This window comes from Acetivibrio mesophilus (assembly GCF_004102745.1).
In the GTDB taxonomy this organism is placed as follows: Bacteria; Bacillota; Clostridia; order Acetivibrionales; family Acetivibrionaceae; genus Hungateiclostridium; species Hungateiclostridium mesophilum.
Map to the genome: position 1 here is coordinate 41189 of NZ_RLII01000010.1, position 20823 is coordinate 62011.

The window sequence follows — 20823 nt, forward strand, 5'->3', positions numbered from 1 at the left end:
AAAGCGAAGTGACTCGATGTCCCGAGCTTTTAGTTGCTTAACAAATTCGGGGAAGTCCTTCGCCATATAGAACATCCAAGATCCTGCTTCCTTGAAGGGTTGTAACCATCGTTACACCGCTTCCGTCCACAACACGGCCGATGATTTGGGCATTTTCGCCGTACTTGCTTTTCCTTACCGCTTGAAGAGCTGTTTCTGCCTGATTATCAGGCACAACGGCTATCATCTTTCCTTCATTTGCCATATAAAGAGGGTCAAGTCCAAGAATGCTACAAAAACCTTTTACTTCATTGCTGATGGGCAGAACAGCCTCGTATATCTCTACGCCGCAGGATGAGGCTGAGGATATTTCGTTGAGTACTGTCGCAAGTCCACCCCGGGTTACATCACGCATACAATGGACATCAATATTGCTTTCAATCAGGTTCTTAACTATTGAGGTAAGGGGAGCGCAGTCGCTCTTTATATTATTTTCTATTTCCATTCGTCCCGACATTATGGCAGCATGGTGGTCTCCCAAATTGCCTGAAAGGATAATGGCATCGCCTTTTTGGCAACTGGAAATACTGATGCCTTCTTTAGCTATTTCACCGATACCGGACGTGTTTATATAGATGCCGCCATGGCCTTCAATTACTTTGGTATCTCCGGCAACAATTTTGATTCCTGCTTCTTCTGCCGCAAGCTTCATTGAAAGGGCAATTTTATCGATGTCTTCAATTTCTGCCCCTTCCTCAATAATGAATCCTGCTGTAAGGTATTTGGGGATGGCACCCATCATGGAAATATCATTTACTGTGCCGCATACGGCGAGCTTCCCAATATCACCGCCGTTGAAAAACAGGGGAGTTACCACAAAGGAATCGGTAGTATAAGCAATCTTACCTTTTATATCCAGTACTGCCGCATCCTCAAGCCTATTTAGTATGTTGTTGTCAAAATGCTTTAAGAATATTTGGTTTATTAAATCTCCCGTCTGCTTGCCACCGCTGCCGTGGGACATATTTATTTTCATTTTTCTACACCTCACTATTTCTGTACCATATTCCGCAGGCGCCCTCAGAAGAAACCATGCAGGGCCCGACGGCATTTAATGGAGTACAGGCCCCGCCAAAGAGAGGGCATTTGGCAGGAGTTATTCTTCCCAATATTACATCAGTGCATTTACAGCCTGGAGGAGTAATATCAACATCTTCGGAAGTTGTGCTTCCCGCATCAAAGTCCTTGTATTCCGGTCTTAGCCTTAGGGCAGAATCTTTTATTATTCCAATTCCCCGCCAATAATCGTCTGCAACTTCAAAATATTTGTCAATCAAAGCTTTTGCCTTTTGATTTCCCTCGGAGCTTACGGCGCTTTGATACATGTTTTTCATATCATATTCCTTGCTTGAAATTTGGCGTACTATTTCATAAATTGCAGCTATAATATGTTCGCCATCAAAGCCGCCTATCACAAAGGGTTTGCGGTATTTTAGCGCCATTTCCCTATAAAGCGAGGAGCCGGTAATGACACTGACATGGCCGGGGCAGAGAAAAGCATCTATATTTTCTTCGTTTACGCAAATATATGAAACTGCAGGCATAATAGTCTTAATCGAAGTCATCAGCCTAAGGTTTTTTATACCATTCTTGATTATCTCCTCCATCATCAGCGCATAGATAGGAGCGGTGGTCTCAAATCCCACTGCTGCAAAAACAAATTGGGTATCAGGGCTTTTTATTGCAGCCTTGATTGCACTAAGGGGTGAATAGAGGATTTTTACGTTTCCACCCATCGCCTTTGCCTCAGTAAGGGATAATTTGCTGCCCTTTACCTTCATCATATCACCAAAAGTCAAAACGCAGTGATTGTCCTTTAGAGCATACTCTAAAAGCCTGTCAATATAGGACGATGCTGTTACACACACAGGACAGCCAGGCCCCGAAATAAGCTGTATTCGGGAAGATATAAGGCTCCGAATCCCATTTTTGAAAATGCTTGAGGTATGGGTGCCGCAGACTTCCATTATTTTAATATCTTTGCCGTCATACTCTTTAAGCTCTCTTTTTATACTCTCAAGAGTCTTCATTTTGCGCCTCCCCAAGTTCATTAAAAAGTGACAATATTTCTTCTGCCATATCCTTTTTAAGAACCTCAATGGCACAACCGGCGTGAATCAATACATAATCGCCGATGGTGGCCGAAACCAGCTTGATATTTGCTTCACAAATATTACCCAGGACGTCAACCTTTGCTGTATCTCCATTTATTTCTACGATTTTACCGGGTACTGCAACACACATATTTTTCACCTCTCTAATCCAATAAAGGTCTGTCCCAGACCAATCGAACCATCATTTGGCGGAACTGACACATTATAGTATACTTCAAAGTTTTGATTTCTTAAAATCTTAAGTGCTTGTTCCATCAGCACAGTATTTTGAAATACACCGCCGCTAAGGGCGACAGTGTTGATATTCTGCTCTGCCCGTATTATCTCGCATACCTCTAATATCATATCTGCAACGGCATAATGAAAACCCAGGGCAAGAGAGCCGATGTCACCGTTGTAACTAAGATGGCAAATGGATTCCAATAACGGTTTTGGGTCTATTTCTATTAAATCACTTTTTCGCTCAATTGCAAAGGCAAGCCTCTTTGGATCTATCCCTTTCCTTAATGCCAAAACAGCCGCTTTTTCCAGCATTGCGGCACATTCTCCCTCATAGCGGTTTTCATGCTGAATCCCCAAAAGGGATGAAAGGGCGTCAAACAGCCTACCCATGCTTGAGGTGAGTACGGTATTGATATTATTCTTCAAAGCTGCCTTTATTATATCTTTGCGGTCGTCTTTTATATATTGGTCAAGGCCGGAGCTTAGCAAAAAACAAGTAGCGGTTTTTGTGGCATCCCGCATTGATGCATCGCCTCCCAAAACTGGGGTATAGCGAAGATGTGCCGCCCTTTTAAACTCTGCACCTTCACAGATTAAAAATTCACTGCCCCATATTTTGCCATCGGTGCCATAGCCCGTTCCGTCAAAGGCAACGCCTATAACCTGCCCCTTTAAATGGTGTTCTGCCATAACCGATGCGATATGGGCATGATGGTGCTGGACATGTATTAGTGGGATGCCCAGGCTTTCGGCAAATTTGGACGAGTGATAGTTGGGATGCATATCGCAGACCGCAATGTCAGGAGTAATTTTTAACAGTTGGGATAGATCCTTAACCGAGGCCTTGTACCGCTCTAGGACTGTCCTTTCCTCCAAGTCCCCAAAATATTGGGACATTACCGCATTTCCGTTCTTATAAAGGCAGAAAGATGCTTTTAAATCCCCGCCCGCCGCAAAAATCTGCAGGCCCTTTTTACTTTTTTGACAGAAAACAGGGTAGGGGACATAGCCGCGGCTTCTTCGAATTAGCTGAGGATTGCTGTCCACGACCTTTGCCACCGAGTCATCGACGGAGCGCACAATTCTTCTTTTATTGTATAAAACACCATTTAACAGGGGCGATTTTAACGACAGTATTTTATAATCGTCCTTGATTATGGGGGTATTGGATATATTGGCGCTTGTCATAATTAATGGTCCACACCTTTTAGCAAGCAATATTTGAAGCGGGGTATAGGGTAAGAAAGCTCCGCAGTATATACTGCCTTTGATGGCAGAATGGGCCATAGAGTCGTTTTTTAAATATAGTAAAACAATGGGCCTTGCCTTTGACTTTAAGAGTTCTTCTTCTTTATCAGACACAATACAGTATTTGCGTACGGAGCTTACCGATTCAAACATTATTGCAAATGGCTTCTCCTCGCGGCCTTTTAGTTCTCTCAGCTTCAACACAGTATCTTCCTTAAACGGGGAACAGGCAAAATGATAGCCCCCTATGCCTTTTACCGCAATTATTCCACCGGACTCTATAATGCTTGCCGCTGCGAAGAAGGCATCCTTTTCAGTAAGCTCATTGCCAGAGGTAGAATCGTTGAAAATCAAATAAGGACCGCAGTCATTGCAGGATATGGTTTGGGCATGAAAGCGCCTGTTCTTTGGGGAGGTATATTCCTTCCTACACGAAGGGCACATATCAAAATCCCTCATGGTGGTGTTGTGCCTGTCATAGGGAAGCTCTTCTATAATGGTATACCGAGCTCCGCAGGACATACAGCTGATGAAGGGATTTAAAAACCGCCTGTCGGTATCGGTGAAGAGCTCCCTTTCACAACTTTCGCAGACCGGAAGATCCGGTGGGATTATGGAGATTTCTTCATCATCTCTGCTTTCGATGATTCGAAATTCTTCAAATTCCCGCTCTTTTATGTCTTCTATCTCGATATTAACTATTTCAGAACCTAGAGGTGGAGCCGTTTTTAAATCCTGTAAAAAATCATTATATTTTTCCTCAGAGGACTGTACTACTATTTCCACCAATCCACCGATATTTCGTACGGTGCCTAAGATTCCATGTTTTTTTGCAATATTATAGACAAAGGGTCTGAAACCGACCCCCTGAACTATACCTAAAACTGTTATTTTCTTTGTTATGATTTTGCTTTTTCGCTTATCCATAGCATCACTTCATCAAAACCCTCGCCTGTCTTGCAGGATACTTTTATCACGGGGGCCGTTTTGTTTAAAGCCCTGACGCCCTTCATAAAGAAACTTTCATCAAAGTCCACATAGGGCAAAAGGTCGCACTTATTGAGAATAATGATATCCGCTTTCTCAAAAGCAAGGGGATATTTATAGGGCTTGTCGCTACCTTCTGTTACAGTGGAAATCAGCATTTTTGCATGCTCCCCAATCATAAATTCCGCAGGGCAGACGAGGTTGCCGATATTCTCTATAAATAAAATCCCTTTTTCAAGATTGAGGTCATCTACTGCCTTGCCAATCAGCGGTGAATCTAAGTGACAGGCTCCTCCTGTGTTTATCTGTATAGTTCTAACACCCAGTGAAAGAAGGGTTTTAGTATCAAAATCCGATTCAATATCGCCTTCAATGACATAGGGGGTAATACTCTCAAGTCTTTTAATTATTTGAATCAGGGTAGAGGTCTTGCCTGCACCCGGTGAACCCATTACATTGACGGCATAAATGCCTCTCTTTGTTAATGACAGATTTATCTTAGATGCCACTTCGTCATTTTTATCATAGACCGATTGCATCACTTCAATTTCTTTATTTTCGGACATTTTCAAAACTCCTATCAAATTTCTATCGATTCTATATAAAATTCGTGCCCTATCTTGGTTGGACTGCCTTGGCCGCCGCAGGAGGGACACTCGAAGGAAAAAGGTTTCCTCTCAAAGAGCATATCGCATTCATTGCATTTTAGCATTGGTTTTATGCGCTTGATATTGAGTTTTGCATTTTCGCACAAGGTTCCTTCTGCAATAATTCCAAAGTATAATTCTATGGAGCTGGCTACATAGCCTGAATAATCGCCCACCACCAAGTTGATTTGCTTTACTTCTTTGGCATTATATTTATTAGCATGCTCCTGCGATATTTCGATTATTCTCTTTGTTATCGGGTACTCGTGCATTGCAGTATTCATCCTCTACATTTTCAAATGACGGAGCAGTATAGTTGTTGCTCATTTTAAGGCACTTTTTTGGGCAAACCTCGCTGCAATAACTGCATTGTATGCAGCGAAGGCGGTTTATGCTCCAACGGGATTCTGCCTTCTCAATATTTATAGCGCCGGTAGGACAGCGCCTTGCACACAAGCCGCAGAATATACAGTCCTGTATATTAATTTCAATTCTGCCTCTTGAAGCCGGGAAGGACTCCTTCTTTTCAAGGGGATACTTAACAGTATATGGTCCATGAAATATACTTTTTATCAGTGTCTTTGTCATACTAAAAAAAGACATTGTTTACACCATCCTATTTAAAGCAATTTTATTATCTATATTTATTGCCTATCTATGTGTCATCTTTCAGTACAGCTAATGCAAGGGTCAATGGTGAGAATCAATACAGGAACGTCAGCAAGCTGACAGCCTTTCAGAGTCTCTAATAGAGCCGGAATATTTGCAAAGGTAGGAGTGCGGACTCTAACCCTGTCCAAAAACTTAGTTCCGTTTGCCTTTACATAATATAAAACCTCTCCGCGAGGCTGCTCCAAGCGGGTAAAATACTCACCTTTGGGATTTCCCATAACCTTTACCTTAATCTCACCTTCAGGGATGAGAGCTATACACTGACGAATCAAGTCAAGTGATTGGAAGACCTCTTTGATTCTGACCGATGTTCTTGCATAGCAATCGCCGGCAGTTTCAAGGATGGGCTCCATCTTTAATCTACCGTATGCTGCATAGCCGCTTTTTCTCATATCAATATCGATACCGCTGGCTCTTGCCATAGGCCCGACTGCTCCCAGATCAAAAGCCGCTTGCTGGGAAAGCACGCCAAGGCCTTGGGTACGAAGGATTACCGAAGAATCATTCAAAAATACCTTTGTAATCTCCGAAACTTCTTGTTCAAAGCCATCCAATATTGAATTGATTTTTTTCAGCGTTTCCGAATCTATATCTTTTCTGACCCCTCCGATATCGCAGACAGAGAATATTACTCTTCCGCTGGTGGTCTCCTCAAATATATCCAGAATTTGCTCTCTGAGTCTCCACGAGTGCATAAACAAGCTCTCAAATCCAAGGGCATCAGCCAATAGTCCCAACCACAGCATGTGGCTGTGCAAACGGGACAGCTCTGCCCAAATAGTTCTTAAAAATTCTGCCCTCTCGGGGATTTGCACCCCCATTATGCTTTCAACCGACATGCAGTAGCCCATGCCGTGCATAAACGAGCAAATGCCGCAAATTCTTTCCGCGACATAGGTATACTGCTGAAAATCCTTTTTTTCTACCAGCTTTTCAAGACCTCGATGTATATATCCTATAGAGGGTATTGCCTCTACCACTGTTTCATCCTCAAGCACAAGATCCAGATGTATGGGCTCCGGTAGAACCGGGTGTTGAGGGCCGAAGGGGATTACTGTTTCTTTGCCCATTATTTGTCACCCTCTTTCATATTAAACGGTGTTTTTACAGATATCTTATAAAGCTTATCTTTGTAATCTGGGGTTATACCCGTTATATTTACCCCGAAAAGCTCTTTTATTTCATTTTCATATAGGAACGAATAGGGATAAATACTGCTGATACTTTCTATCTCATCCTCGGGTCCGGCAATGAATCTAAGATTTATAAAGTCGTTGCCGCCATCAAAGGAATAACTCATCTCTATGCCGTTTTCAACGGTGGTACAGGAAATTGCCACCATACGGTGATTTGTGTTTTTAAGCCGTAGGGCATATGCCAAAAGCTCATTGGCCGATATTGTATTGATTGTTTGCTGCGCCATTATTAATCACTTTCTTTCTTGAAAACTTCTCAATTAATTATTATTACTATTATACTCTTTTTTACGCTTTTTTTCTTGCAAATTTCTGCCTTTCCTCCAATATGCCGAGAGCTTTCACAACCCCATCAATTATTGCTTCAGGTCGCGCAGCACAGCCCGGTACGTAGACATCCACCGGAATAATCCTGTCGACTCCTCCGAGCACATTGTAGCATTCAGAGAAAATTCCTCCCGTTGCAGCGCATATTCCTACGGCTACAACAACCTTTGGGTTTGCCATCTGTTCATAGAGCTGTTTTACTACCGATTTATTCTGTTCGTTGATACTGCCTGTTATGAGTAAAATGTCTGCATGCTTGGGATTGCCGGTATTTATTACTCCAAAGCGCTCCACATCATACAATGGAGTAAGACAGGCCAATACTTCTATATCACAGCCGTTGCAACTGGAGCCGTCATAATGCAAAATCCATGGTGATTTTTTGCTAAAGTTCATATTTTCACCTTACCTAAAAAATGATAAAATAATTAGATTAACTGATGCCAAAACTCCTGTTATAACCCAAGTTGATTTAAGTGCATGTTGCCATTTGACTCGTGCAAATGCATTGTCTATTACAATTTCCAGTAGGTATGCAATAATGCAGGCCAAAATTGCAATAAGATGGCTAACTGGTGAATTGAAGGCAAAAAACAAGTACACAAGGGTAAGTGCAATTATTGTCTCATACCAGTGGGTTATTTGTATTATTGCCAGATCTTTGCCGGAATACTCAGTTGTTATGCCTTGTACAATCTCTTGATGTCCATGATGCGACATACTTAAATCAAAGGGTGATTTTCTAAGCTTAAAAGTCAATATATATATAAGTCCCAAGAAAACTCCCGGTAAATAAACAATCGAAGGAACCCTAGCAGCAATTATATCCTTAATAAAGAAGCTCTTATCTCCGTAATACAGCCCTATAGCCGTAAGGAGAATCATTGGCTCAAAGGCCATCATTTGAAGAAGTTCCCTTTCCGAACCAACGGTGCTGTATGGGGAATTTGATGCATAACCGCCCAGTACGAAGAAGATGGAACCTAATGTCAATGCAAAGAAAGCGAGCAGTATGTCTCCTCCCAGTAGCATTATAACCGTGGTGAAAATAACGAATATAAGGGAGATATAAACGAAAAAGCGGTGCATAGTATTAACTTCTATAGATTCCTTTTGAAAAAGCTTTAATACATCATAAAAAGGCTGCAGTACCGAAGGACCTTTCCTTCCCTGCATTCTTGCAGTTATTACTCTATCAATTCCCGTCAACAGCCCTCCGACCAATGGAGCCAGGACGATAACCGCAATGATATATATAACCAACATCATTTAGTGATTCCTCCTATTAAAAGTAGTACTCCGACTAATATTATGACAATACTCAGCACATTGCTCCAAAAGGCTAATTTTTTCACGCCGAAAAAGCTTTCCATATACCAGTTGTGGAGCTTAACCTTTCGCTTTGCATGCAAAGCACCGTAGAAGCTCTCGTTGTCACCGGTATTTTCGCCAGCCATATAAACAGGTACTATTCTGCGCCGGTCACTTTTATATATTGGAATAAAGCTTATCGGCAGTATTAATAGCATACTGAGCATTATAAGCATAATATTGACATCGCTTATGCCAAGGGGCATTGATACACCTGGACCAAATAAACCCGACAAATATGGTACGAGTACGTATTCGGATATAAGAGGAAAGGTGAAGCAGGACAGCACCACAAGGACTGCATGAATAAAAATTGGAATTTCCTCGTCTATATGAAAAGTATGCTTGATGTGGTCTTTTCTATTGGCATTGGAGACAAGCTTGCCCATCCATTTTGTCCAGTAGAACAGTGTTGTAGCACTGCCATATCCTAAAATAATAACTGTGAGTATATTATTGGAATCAATGAAGGCCTTCATGGCAACCCATTTTGATATGAGCATGCCAAAGGGGGCTAAGAACATTCCTGCAATTCCCACAATCATATACCCGGATAGCCTTCTTGATACCTGCATCAGAATATCCATATCCTCAACATTCCGGCTTCCTATCTGGTGCTCTACAGAGCCAGCGGTCAGGAACAGAAGGGATTTGGAGATGGAGTGGAATATTAATAGCAGTATCGCGGCCCATAGCGATTCCTGTGATCCTATACCGGCACAGGCAACTATAAGCCCTAGATTCGATATGGTTGAGTAAGCCAGAATTTTCTTCGCATCACTTTTGGAAATTGCAATAATGGAGTTTACAAAGAACGTGACAGCTCCCAGCAGTGTAATAACTTTCCCTACGGAAGTCCCTGCAAGCAACGGAGCAAGTCTTATTAGCAGATACACGCCTGCCTTTACCATTGTTGCCGAGTGCAGCAGTGCCGATGATGGTGTTGGTGCTACCATTGCACCGAGCAGCCAAGAGGAAAAGGGCATCTGTGCAGATTTTGTAAGGGCTGCAATACAAAGCAGAAAAACAGGGATAAGAACCATCAATTCAGGTTTCAAAACTGTCAATACCGAAAGCTCCAAGGTTTTAAAGTTCATTCCGATAAATACAATCGCCGATGCAAACGCAAGACCGCCGCCAAGGTTAATTGCCAATGCACGGAAGGAATTGTTTACTGCCTCTGGTGTTTTTGTATAACCAATAAGAAGATAGGAGCACAGCGATGTAAGCTCCCAGCAAAAATACATCCAGAGTAGGTTATTGCTTAAAACTAGTCCGAACATTGCAAAAAGAAAGAGGAAAATTTCTGAGAAAAAGAAGCTTTTCCTTTCTTTATATTCTTCATGATGTACGTGGTACCATTTCATATATCCGACAGTATATATGAGTATGAGACTTCCGATGCATCCAACTATGAGAACCATTACAGCAGAAAGTCTATCGAATACAATATCTGACTGAACGTCAATACCGTGTTTTTGTGTGAATTCAAACCAGAGTATTAGGGTGGTTTGAACAGCGGCGAAAATCGATACAATATACTTTTTGTTTTTTATGCCTATGAGTATTATATATGCGGCAATAAGAACCTCAACAAAAGCTATAATCATATCGATGGTATTCCTGTTGGCAAAGGACAAAGATATTCCGTCCTTAAAATACCGACATACAACAAATAATGTTAGTATGCCGGTAGTAAATGCACAAACTCTTACTATTATATTTCTAACGGCATCCTTTCGAACTAAAAAAACAGCAATGGATGCCAATAACGGAAACAATACCAATATTGAAATTGTATTCATATTTCATCACCTTACACGAAATAATTACCAACAACATTTTATGCTAAATGAACCATAAAGTCATAATAGTGCCAGAAATTTAGTGTTAATAGCTGACACTAGCACTCTATAAGCATCGACCCATTATAACATATCAAATTTGGGTTTGCAAAAGTGAAAATGGCGATTTGAGAATTAATAAGTTGATTATTAGAGATTTAATTAAGATATTTGGTTTAATGTCATTCAATATGCGATTTAATAATTATTACACCCAATTAGGATGCAAAATATCAGTAACGTATTAATAGAAAGACCACCCCGTAAATGAGGTGGCTTTTTTTATTTTACAGGCCGTTTTGGCACTTGCAGTTTTTATCCTTGCTCTTGTCCTTTTGCATCGATGCCCTCATGGGTTCTTTGTTTTTGTCAATCTGATCATTATAAAAAGCCGGATCATTTACACCTTCTTTTACTACATTCTTATCTCTCATCTTCTTATCCACGGAAAGCAAGCCTCCTTTTTTAAATTGTCCGCTATTACGATATTTATCTTCTGCACATTTTAAATAAATATGTATCTTGGTTTTATCTGTTTTGCTGGCTTCACAGAATTCGAGATTTGAGAAAATCAGACAAAAAAATGGGGCTAAATGCCCCATGTTATTAACTACTCAGCAACGGTATATGCTGTTGTGTCAGTTAAAATTGTTGACTTCGCGTCGGGAAGAGTAATGTCCAATATTGCATAGTGCAATACGCCCGTAGGGATCTGCACGCTAACATTGTCATTTACACTCTTGAAAAGCAGGGATCTACCTAACGGAGAAAGGCATGAAGCACAATCAATAGAAGCATCATACTGTTTTGAGAAAGGAAGCACAATACGATACTTGTATTTTTCTGTTTCTTCGGAGTCAAACACTTCAACAATACTGTCTATGATTACAAAAGGACAGCTGTTAGACCCGTTTTTATCAACAGTTGCAGTACTTAAATAATTTTTGATTTGCTCCAGATAATCTCTAAAAAACTCCTGAAAATTGATACTTTCCTTTGTCTCTTCGATATAGTGCTCATTTAAAAGTATGTCCCTTTCCTTCTCCATTTCGCTTATGTGCCATGATAAATAGTCATACATTTCCCTGGACAATAAATTTTTATACATTTTCATCTCCCTTTAGCAAATTAGTGTTATTAAATGGAAAAACTCGTGATAATAGAATGAGGCATCCCGCAATATGAATTGCGGAACGCCTATATTATACATGATAACATAAATGTAAATGTGTGTCAAGAATGTATCGCATTTACATTTAATTGCTTTTTGCCAGTTAAATGGATAGTATTGAATTTAATAACATGAAGGTTGGTTTTCCAAATCCATCAAACCATACAAAATGCAGGGTATCCGATGCATTGATTGTTTTTGATATCAATTAAAATTATAGACTGATTGGCTTATTTGTGATAAAATTAGCTTATTAAAGTTCTGTAATTCAAATTTCTTTTGACATAGGTCGAAATATTACGCAAAGATATACTATATTAATATAAATGTGAGGTATCCTTATGAAGAATACTGAATTTAAAGAATTCGAAAGCAAGAAATTGGAGGAGTTGTGCGGTTTAGCAACAAAAAGTAGCTATATTGATCCTGAGCTTTTTGTTAAATATCAGGTAAAGCGCGGACTGAGAGACTTAGATGGCAAGGGCGTACTTGTGGGTTTGACGGAGATTGGGGAAGTTCATTCGTATATTATTGATGAAAATGAAATAGTACCTGTCCCGGGAAGATTGATTTACAGAGGCATAGACATTTTTGATCTGGTTGACGGCTTTATCAGTGAAGGCCGCTTTGGCTTTGAAGAAGCTACATATTTGCTTCTTTTTGGAAATTTGCCAAACAAAGAGCAGTTGAGTGAGTTTGAAAAGTTTCTTTCTTTCTACCGTCAACTTCCGGAAGAGTTTCTCAAAGATATGATTTTGAATCTGCCGGGCAAAAATATCATGAATGTGCTGGCAAGGAGTGTCCTGGCGTATTACAGCTATGACAGCAATGCGGAAGATACTTCGGTGAAAAATGTTCTAAATCAGTGTATACGTTTAATCGCATGTATGCCTACGATTGCCGTTTATGCCTATCAGGCGTTGTCCCATTACTATGACAAAAAGAGTTTGGTTATTCACACTCCAAGACCTGAGTTGAGCACTGCAGAAAACATCTTGCATATGCTGAGGCCTGACAGTAAATATACGAAGCTTGAGGCATCATTACTTGATCTTTCCCTTGTATTGCATGCCGAGCATGGCGGTGGTAATAATTCATCGTTTGTGACTCATGTTGTTACTTCTTCGGGAACTGACACATACTCTGTTATTGCCGCAGCAATCGGTTCCCTTAAAGGTCCGAGACATGGTGGAGCGAATATAAAGGTTTGCGAGATGTTTGAAGATTTAAAGCAAAATGTTAAGGATGTAAAGGATGACGATGAAGTTGAGAACTACCTGATGAAGCTGTTAAATAAAGAGGCCTTTGACCGTTCAGGGCTGATTTATGGTATAGGTCATGCAGTTTATTCAATATCCGACCCTAGATGTATCCTTCTTAAGGAACAGGCAGAAAAGCTTGCTAAGGAAAAGGGGCTGGAGGACGAATTTGAACTGTATGATAGGGTAGAAAGATTGGCTCCCCAAGTCATTACAAGGGTTCGTAAGATATATAAGGGTGTAAGTGCCAATGTAGATTTCTATTCGGGCTTTGTCTATAAAATGTTGGATCTTCCTTTGGAACTGTATACTCCGATTTTTGCTATTTCGAGAATGGCGGGTTGGGCCGCTCACCGTATAGAGGAGATTGTTAATGCGGGAAAAATCATCAGGCCAGCATATAAGAGTGTTGCCCAAAGGCGTGACTATGTATCCATGAAAGATCGAAAATAATAGACCCGTGAAAACAGTATGCAAAAAAGCCGCTTGGAAAAGCGGCTTTTTTTAGATGGTGCAGCCATGCTGGCGCAGCCTAAAATTCACAGAGTTAGTTCATTAGGCTTGGAGTTTAATTCATAGTGTGTTTGCTACCTAATAAATGCTCGATGAATAGGTCAATATGTTCTTTTGTGACATGTTGCATAATAATAATATGCGCTTTATCCCCTTCGCAAGCTAGTGACCAGTAATTGCATATAGCATCGTTTGGCCTATCAATTACAATAGTGTTTGACCATGGATTCAAGAAGTTGTTCCAACCGATAGAATCCAATCTGGCCTTTGCATATTCGGTCACTTCCATGCACTGTTTAACATCTTGTCTGAACCCTTCTACACCCTTGCGATTTACCTGATACCAAAGAAGTAATGAAGAAAGCCCATTGCGGCAACCGCTTATAGTAGTGTCTTTAGTACCGACATAGGAGACATCCGAATTCTCAAGGATTTTCTGAATGTATTTTTTTCGTGTGAGGAAAATACCTGCCGGCATAGGACAACCTATGAATTTATGCCCGCTGATGGCAATAGAGTCTATAGGCAGACTTTCGAAATTAAGTACCGGTCCGTCTTCCATAAACGGTACCATTCCGCCAAAAAGTGCGCCGTCATAGTGAATGTGGTACTCTTTAATATTATGTTCTTTAAATAAGTCAACTATAGTTTTAACATTATCAATGGCGCCGGACATGGTTGTCCCTAATGTTGCAACGAGTAATACAGGTTTGTTGCCGTTTTTATGTATACGCTCAATTAACGCGTCATAATTAAACTCACCATTGGGCTGGGATGGAATTACCTCACCCGGCTTGCCCAATATCCAGGCATTCTTTTTTATACTGTAATGACTGGCCTCGGAGAAATAAAAAACCCCATCAGGATAACGTTCGCGGGCAACCAGCATCCCACAGAGGTTTCCTTCGGTGCCGCCGTTTCCTATATAACCCCAAGTTTCTTCCCATGGAAGTTTGTATACATCGGCAAAAAACTTCAAAACTTGCCGTTCTTGCTTCTTTGTGTCAATGTTGACTGTGGAAGAATAGAACGCATCACCAAGATTGTTAGGCTGCAAGTTTAGAAATTTACCTAAATCAGCGTATTCGAGGCTCAAATTAAATGGATACCCAAGATAATGCTGGTGTTTTTCATATAAATCTTCATAAATTTTATTAATCTCTTTAAGTAAATCTTCATTTTTACCGGATTCAAAACCAGTAGCAACAGAAGGATTAAGCATTGAATCAAAAAACAAGTTTTGCTGTGTTGACATAATAAAAAATCCCGTCCTCTCATTATTCGATAGAAAGTAATAATAACTGCATTCTTAAAACAAATAATTTTCCGAAACATGTCTCGTTAATGATTCAATCCGTTATTAATCGACAGAAAAATTCTTAATCGCAAATCATTAAATTTGCGGGTAGTGGAATCATACTGTTGATTAACTTATATTAAAGTAATTATCGTTGAACCGAACTCTTAAATATACATAGTTATAACTTAATAATTAAGACTTCTAATAAGACTACAAAAAACTTTTCCTGCACTAAATTACAAATTAGACAATTAAATTGCATGTCTGTATCATAGGCACCTATAAAGGAATTATATACATAAAATTAAAAAAAAATCAACCATTATTGTTAAGAAACTGATAAAACAATACGATATTTACCAATGAAATAAATGTCTAGGACTCTAAAGTGTTACATAAATCATAGACTAAATATGACTTTGCTTCAATTCAGCCGGGTAATCAGCTTCTTGGATACTTTGTAAATGTTAGCAGTTCTAAAGTACTTCCCAGAGAGTAATTACAAAGGAAAGGAGAAGAGAAATGTCTGATATTCAAGATGAAATTTTGGAGATTGAAGAGGATACGCAGAAAGATAAATATCTTATCTTTTTGATTGGCAACGAAGAATATGGCATAGGAATCAATTATGTAACGGAAATAGTTGGTATTCAGAAAATAACTGAGATTCCTGAAATGCAGGGGCATGTCAAAGGAATAATTAATTTAAGGGGTAAGGTAATACCGGTTATTGATGTAAGACTGATGTTGGGGCTAGAAGAAAAGGAATATAATGATAGAACCTGTACTATCGTGCTGAACATCAGAGGAGTTTGTATAGGGCTCATTGTTGATGGAGTTGCGGAAGTTCTGCAAATATATGAGGAGAACATAGTTCCTCCACCTGAAGTAAACGACGGAGGAAAGCAAAAGTATATACATGCTATAGGTAAGACGGAAAGTGGGATAAAACTACTGTTAGATTGTGAGAGACTGTTAAGCAATAGTGCCTTAGAAAACGTACTTGGGAACGCAAAACACTGATGAGCTGAAAAGTATATGGAAAAAAGAGAGGATTAGAGTCCTAGCAGTAGCTTGAATTGATAAAAATCTATAGTAAAGAGCTTCAATAAATCGAAAAATAAAACAACAATCCAGGAGGGATTTAGATTGATTAACAAAATGAATTTGACAACCAAAATGATGGTGCTTATCGGTACTGTTACTGCTGTAGCTTTGGCAGCAACAATTATTATCAGTTATGTGTTATCAAGCAATATGGCAATGGAAGAAGGATTCGATAAAGTAGAAGAAATGGCTTACAGATACAGCAATGAAGTGAAGGCAGAGATAGAAGTTCCTCTCGACACTGCCAGGACTTTGGCTCAAACTTTCGAGGCAATGAGAGCCACGACTACTCCTGATAGAAATATAATGAACAGCATATTAAAAAATGTATTAGAGAAGGATGAAAGTTTTAATGGAGTATGGACATTATGGGAACCCAATGCTCTTGACGGCAAAGATTCAGAGTATGTTGGCAAGCCTGGGTACGATGAAACAGGAAGGTTTTTACCCCTTTGGAATAGAGACGGTGGTAGCATACAGCAAGTGGCAATAGTTGACTATGAGACTGGGGAATTCTATAACCTCCCGAAGCAAACAGGTCAAGAAACAGTTACAAATCCTTACCTATATCCGGTTGACGGTGAGTATGCTCCTATGTCAAGTATTGTTGTCCCCATAAAATACAATGGTCAATTTGTAGGGGTTGCAGGGGTAGATGTCGTCTTAGGCACTTTCCAAGATAAGCTAATAAAAATAAAACCATATGAAAGAGGATATGCTTCGCTTATTGCCAATGATGGTGTATATGTTGCAGATATAAAGGAAGAGAATATTTTCACACCAATAACTGACGAGGAGGCTAAAGCTGCAATAAAAAGTGGCAATGTATACACAAGTACAGAATATTGTGAAATATTAAAGGAAGAGGTTTATAAGGTTTATGTCCCGATAAACTTTGGAAATACAAAGACTCCTTGGTCTTTTGTTATAGCAGCTCCAATGAGCGAAGTTATGGAAAAAGCCAACATGATTAGAAATGCATCACTAATTTTAGGAATTGTAGCATTGTCAGTATTGTTGGTTATTATTTTCTTTATTACGAGAAGTATTGTGGGGCCGATTAAGCAACTTACAAATGTAGCCGAGCAGATAGCGGAAGACAATCTCTCAGCAGACATAAACATAATTAAAACTCAAGACGAGGTCGGTGACTTATCAAGGGCGTTCCATAAAATGCAGCAAAATCTAAAGGATATTGCCCGTATGGCTGAAAAAATAGCCCAGGGTGATCTGGCAGAAGATAATATCTTGAAAGAAGACGGAAAGCATGCCGGAGATTTGACAGGTGCCTTCAATGTGATGCTGTCAAACTTGAAGCAGTTAAAAACTGAAATTGACTCAATAACGATGGCGGTTGAGGAAGGTAAGCTTGGCATAAGAGGAAAAGAGGAGGCATTCAATGGAGGGTGGAAACAGTTGCTAAGAGGTATAAACAAGACCCTTGATGCTGTCATAGAGCCTATAAGGGAAGCTTCGGATGTTTTAAAGGAAGTAGCAAAGGGCAATTTAAATGTTTCTGTAAAAGGGGATTACAAAGGAGAAAATGCCATAATAAAGGAAAATCTCAACATGACTATTGACAATATTAATGAGATTCTGTGGGAAGTGACGGCAGCAGCTGACCAGGTGGCATCAAGCTCAAGACAGGTAGCGGCATCAAGTGAGACACTGTCTCAGGGAACTACTGAACAGGCAAGTACAATAGAAGAAATAACGTCATCGATGGAGCAGATATCAGCTCAGACAAAGCAGAATGCATTAAATGCAAATAAGGCAAATGAACTGGCATTGACTGTGAAAAACAATGCTATGCAGGGAAAAAATCATATGGAAGATATGCTTCTATCAATGCAGGATATAAATAAATCATCGTCAGATATTTCTAGGATAATTAAGGTAATTGATGATATTGCATTCCAGACGAATATATTGGCACTAAATGCAGCAGTAGAGGCAGCAAGGGCCGGACAGCACGGTAAGGGGTTTGCCGTTGTTGCGGAAGAGGTCAGGAATCTAGCTGAAAGGAGCGCAAAAGCTGCAAGGGAGACTACTGAAATGATAGAAGGGTCTATAAGAACTGTGGAAGCCGGAACTAAAATAGCACACGAAACTGCTGAAGCACTGAACAAGATAGCGGATGGAGTGACAGAAACATCCGAGTTGGCAGGAGAAATAGCCGCGGCATCCAAGGAACAGGATATGGGAATTTCGCAGGTAAACCAGGCGATATCACAAGTTGCGGAAGTAATACATACGAATTCTGTGGAAGCGGAAGAAAGTGCAGCTGCCAATGAAGAACTATCAAAACAGGCAAATATGTTGAAGGACTCCTTAGGTAGATTCAAGCTGAAAGCAAATTTTGCGGAATCGGCAAAGATTGATAATATTAAGCCTGATGTGATACGGATGATTGAGAATATGGTTGACCAAAAAATGAATTTACATATAGATGAATCAAAGAGTAAAGTGTATGAGCATAAAGAATGTGACTCAAAAGCCCAAATATCGCTGGATAACAATGAATATGGCAAATATTAATGTAATCTATATAACAATATTTTATTGCTCCTTTTTGCTATCCGGAATTAAGACACAAACCTATGGAACTAAAAAAGATGATTTACATAATATGTAGTAGGAGATAGCAAAATTAAAAGGAGAGAATAAAAGTATGTATGAATACTATCATAGTGAAGAAGAAAGGGCGATACCATCGGAAGAGTTCCGTCAGCAATTTGGACAGCAGTTTCTACCTCCGTTTGGACAGTTTCAGCCGCCTTTTGGGCCGCCTTCTGGAGCTCCTGGTGTATCTCCGGGGACGTCGGGTGGTGCTCCTTCAGGTCCGCCGCCTTCCTTTACACCTCAGCAGTCACAGGCGCAAACACCGGGTTTGCTGGCGGTTGATCCTGGAGCGATAAGACCTTGTACCAATAGATTTGTCTTCATATGGCTTAATACGGGTGAAAGGTTCTGGGCCTGGCTGAACTTTGTCGGAAGAAGATCGGCGGCAGGATGGAGATGGACAGGTTTTCGTTGGATTTACTTCGGTGTTGACTTAAGAAATATTCAAAGCTTTATATGCTTCTAGCGATTATTAGCATAACAAATTCTTGTTTTTCCAATTAAAACTAGAACCAAAAAACTATGAGGGGCGAAAAAAGCCTCTTTTTTTTTGGCGGGAAATTAGCCGATATAAAAAATTTACCTATAGTATTACGGATGATTTGTGTTGAAAAAAACACAAAATTAATATAGAATTAACATGTATGCTAAGATATTCGATGACACATAATCAGATAGGGGGTTAGTAAATGAAATTATGTCCTAACTGCAGTAAATTAAATGAAGATTCTGCTGCTACATGTAGCCAATGCGGTTCTCTTTTAACCAATGAAACAGAGTATAATACATATGCTAGTATTAATGAGCCGCAGCAGGCTAAAACCAATGGTTTTGCCATAGCATCATTGGTACTTGGTATATCATCCTTATTGTTGTCATGCTGTTGCGGTATAAGCATTATACCTTCAATACTTGCTGTTGTTTTTGGTTTTTTGAGTAAAAGTAAGATAAAGAATTCAATGGGATTTGAAAAGGGAGACGGATTGGCGTTAGCGGGGATTATAATAGGCTTTATAGGAATAGCGTTGTCATTGGTTTCTCTCGTGTTGTCTCCAATCTTCTGGGGAGGATTCATGGAAGGATTTAATAGAGGATTAAACGGAGGATATAGTGAGTTCTATTTTGATTAGGTATTATCTATAAAAATTGAGATAGATACAATAGCTTAGGTTTCTCAGCATTTCGTTTTTATGTCAAAAGCCATGAAAGCGAAATGCTTTTTAAATAATATGCAACTATTATGGTTTATGTGAGGCTATGGTAATAGTATGGAAGGAGTTATAAATGAAGAGGTGTCCTAAATGTAATTTTCTTAATGAGGATTTTGCTGCTTCATGTGGAAGTTGCGGTGTTTCCTTTGGTTTTGGAAAAGGCAAAAAATCTAAAAGTTCCAAAACCAATCCTTATGCCAAATATTCCTTGATATTTGGGATTGTTTCAATACCGCTTATATGTTTATGCCTTGGCTGGATACCGGGAGCAATTGCTATTGTTTTTGGTGCTGTGGCCAGATACAGGATAAAGAGGTCCCAGGATACGCAGACAGGAGCTACAATGGCGCTAATCGGAATCATACTTGGTATTGTTTCGGTGGGTGCAGCTGTTGCCCTTCTTATATATGCTGCTGTTAGTACGGACCCTGCAGTACGTGAATTTTGGCAAAATCTTGACGTTCAATTAAAAGAGAGTGGGAATAATTAATGAAGCAGATCTGTGCAAAAGGGCATTTTAGAAGGTTTTTAAATGAAGACTATATTCTGCATCTATCAATTTTATTGCTCTGCTTCTTCCCGGTGATGGCATCCTTCTTTATGGTCACGAATGGAGAGGGGACTGCTTTTGGATTGGGAGGGCATTTATACGGTATTGGGATACCCTGTATTTTTCGGGCATCCACGGGGTACAATTGTCCGGCATGTGGAATGACAAGAAGTTTTATATACATGAGTGATTTTAATATTTCAGCTGCTTGGGCTATGAACAGAGCAGGTGCCCTATTATATCTCTTTTGCGTTCTTCAGATTCCTTACAGAATTATGCTTATATTTAATCGAAAAATACCGCTTGAAAGGATTGTAGTCGCACTAGGTATTGTCTTCCTTATAATCATTGGATCAGTGGCGGTTGGACAATTTACTGTTCAGTTTTTCTAAGAAATAAAAGAGGCTAATAAAAAACTCAGGG

General features: G+C 39.8%; 22 protein-coding genes. 7 read left to right on the plus strand and 15 right to left on the minus strand.

The window, feature by feature from the left end; genetic code table 11:
- Positions 1–37: 37 nt before the first annotated feature.
- The 14 genes from hypE to EFD62_RS09375 form a co-directional block, all read right to left on the minus strand.
- The gene (gene hypE, locus EFD62_RS09315) at positions 38–1015 is read right to left on the minus strand and encodes a hydrogenase expression/formation protein HypE (protein WP_069196011.1); all 978 of its coding nucleotides are present in this window, start codon (positions 1013–1015) and stop codon (positions 38–40) included.
- A 4-nt stretch (positions 1016–1019) separates the two neighbouring features.
- Complete coding sequence (hypD, locus tag EFD62_RS09320; protein ID WP_069196012.1) at positions 1020–2069, minus strand: hydrogenase formation protein HypD; 1050 nt, start codon at positions 2067–2069, stop codon at positions 1020–1022.
- Positions 2056–2283: a HypC/HybG/HupF family hydrogenase formation chaperone gene (locus EFD62_RS09325; protein WP_069196013.1), complete on the minus strand. Its 228-nt coding sequence runs from the start codon at positions 2281–2283 to the stop codon at positions 2056–2058. The genes hypD and EFD62_RS09325 overlap by 14 nt, the downstream gene beginning before the upstream one ends.
- A 5-nt stretch (positions 2284–2288) precedes the next feature.
- Positions 2289–4550, minus strand: a complete 2262-nt coding sequence (hypF, locus tag EFD62_RS09330; protein ID WP_069196014.1) for a carbamoyltransferase HypF — start codon at positions 4548–4550, stop codon at positions 2289–2291.
- Positions 4523–5176, minus strand: a complete 654-nt coding sequence (gene hypB / locus EFD62_RS09335) for a hydrogenase nickel incorporation protein HypB (RefSeq protein WP_069196015.1) — start codon at positions 5174–5176, stop codon at positions 4523–4525. Before hypB ends, hypF begins: the two co-directional genes overlap by 28 nt.
- Positions 5177–5190: 14 nt before the next feature.
- Complete coding sequence (gene hypA, locus EFD62_RS09340) at positions 5191–5529, minus strand: hydrogenase maturation nickel metallochaperone HypA (protein ID WP_128706024.1); 339 nt, start codon at positions 5527–5529, stop codon at positions 5191–5193.
- Positions 5474–5860 carry a 4Fe-4S dicluster domain-containing protein gene (locus EFD62_RS09345; RefSeq protein ID WP_128706025.1) on the minus strand — a complete coding sequence of 129 codons (387 nt, stop codon included), beginning with the start codon at positions 5858–5860 and terminating at the stop codon, positions 5474–5476. The genes hypA and EFD62_RS09345 overlap by 56 nt, the downstream gene beginning before the upstream one ends.
- 59 nt (positions 5861–5919) lie before the next feature.
- Positions 5920–6999, minus strand: coding sequence for a hydrogenase large subunit (locus EFD62_RS09350; protein WP_069196018.1), 1080 nt, complete (start codon positions 6997–6999; stop codon positions 5920–5922).
- On the minus strand, positions 6999–7352 hold the full coding sequence (locus tag EFD62_RS09355; RefSeq protein ID WP_069196019.1) for an NADH-quinone oxidoreductase subunit C: 354 nt from the start codon (positions 7350–7352) through the stop codon (positions 6999–7001). Before EFD62_RS09355 ends, EFD62_RS09350 begins: the two co-directional genes overlap by 1 nt.
- Positions 7353–7413: 61 nt before the next feature.
- Positions 7414–7848, minus strand: coding sequence for an NADH-quinone oxidoreductase subunit B family protein (locus tag EFD62_RS09360; RefSeq protein WP_069196020.1), 435 nt, complete (start codon positions 7846–7848; stop codon positions 7414–7416).
- Between the two features lie 9 nt (positions 7849–7857).
- The gene (locus tag EFD62_RS09365; protein WP_069196021.1) at positions 7858–8721 is read right to left on the minus strand and encodes a respiratory chain complex I subunit 1 family protein; all 864 of its coding nucleotides are present in this window, start codon (positions 8719–8721) and stop codon (positions 7858–7860) included.
- On the minus strand, positions 8718–10628 hold the full coding sequence (locus tag EFD62_RS09370) for an NADH-quinone oxidoreductase subunit 5 family protein (RefSeq protein ID WP_069196022.1): 1911 nt from the start codon (positions 10626–10628) through the stop codon (positions 8718–8720). The genes EFD62_RS09365 and EFD62_RS09370 overlap by 4 nt, the downstream gene beginning before the upstream one ends.
- Positions 10629–10954: 326 nt before the next feature.
- A complete protein-coding gene (locus EFD62_RS17775; RefSeq protein ID WP_170176853.1) occupies positions 10955–11113 on the minus strand; it encodes a hypothetical protein in 159 nt (52 codons plus the stop codon).
- A 164-nt stretch (positions 11114–11277) separates the two neighbouring features.
- Positions 11278–11775: a GreA/GreB family elongation factor gene (locus EFD62_RS09375; RefSeq protein WP_069196024.1), complete on the minus strand. Its 498-nt coding sequence runs from the start codon at positions 11773–11775 to the stop codon at positions 11278–11280.
- A 404-nt stretch (positions 11776–12179) separates the two neighbouring features.
- Between EFD62_RS09375 and EFD62_RS09380 the strand changes: the two genes are divergently transcribed.
- Positions 12180–13550, plus strand: coding sequence for a citrate/2-methylcitrate synthase (locus EFD62_RS09380; protein ID WP_069196025.1), 1371 nt, complete (start codon positions 12180–12182; stop codon positions 13548–13550).
- A 115-nt stretch (positions 13551–13665) separates the two neighbouring features.
- Here EFD62_RS09380 and EFD62_RS09385 read toward each other — a convergent pair whose 3' ends face one another.
- Positions 13666–14865, minus strand: coding sequence for a histidine decarboxylase (locus tag EFD62_RS09385; protein ID WP_069196026.1), 1200 nt, complete (start codon positions 14863–14865; stop codon positions 13666–13668).
- Positions 14866–15432: 567 nt separating this feature from the next.
- Between EFD62_RS09385 and EFD62_RS09390 the strand changes: the two genes are divergently transcribed.
- The 6 genes from EFD62_RS09390 to EFD62_RS09415 all read left to right on the plus strand — a co-directional run bounded on the left by EFD62_RS09390 (position 15433) and on the right by EFD62_RS09415 (position 20792).
- Complete coding sequence (locus tag EFD62_RS09390; protein ID WP_069196027.1) at positions 15433–15933, plus strand: chemotaxis protein CheW; 501 nt, start codon at positions 15433–15435, stop codon at positions 15931–15933.
- Between the two features lie 126 nt (positions 15934–16059).
- Positions 16060–18555, plus strand: coding sequence for a methyl-accepting chemotaxis protein (locus tag EFD62_RS09395; protein WP_069196028.1), 2496 nt, complete (start codon positions 16060–16062; stop codon positions 18553–18555).
- Positions 18556–18688: 133 nt separating this feature from the next.
- On the plus strand, positions 18689–19105 hold the full coding sequence (locus tag EFD62_RS17475) for a hypothetical protein (RefSeq protein ID WP_069196029.1): 417 nt from the start codon (positions 18689–18691) through the stop codon (positions 19103–19105).
- Positions 19106–19328: 223 nt separating this feature from the next.
- A complete protein-coding gene (locus EFD62_RS09405) occupies positions 19329–19769 on the plus strand; it encodes a DUF4190 domain-containing protein (protein WP_069196030.1) in 441 nt (146 codons plus the stop codon).
- Positions 19770–19923: 154 nt separating this feature from the next.
- A complete protein-coding gene (locus EFD62_RS09410; RefSeq protein WP_069196031.1) occupies positions 19924–20340 on the plus strand; it encodes a DUF4190 domain-containing protein in 417 nt (138 codons plus the stop codon).
- Positions 20340–20792, plus strand: coding sequence for a DUF2752 domain-containing protein (locus EFD62_RS09415; protein ID WP_128706026.1), 453 nt, complete (start codon positions 20340–20342; stop codon positions 20790–20792). Before EFD62_RS09410 ends, EFD62_RS09415 begins: the two co-directional genes overlap by 1 nt.
- Positions 20793–20823 lie beyond the last annotated feature (31 nt).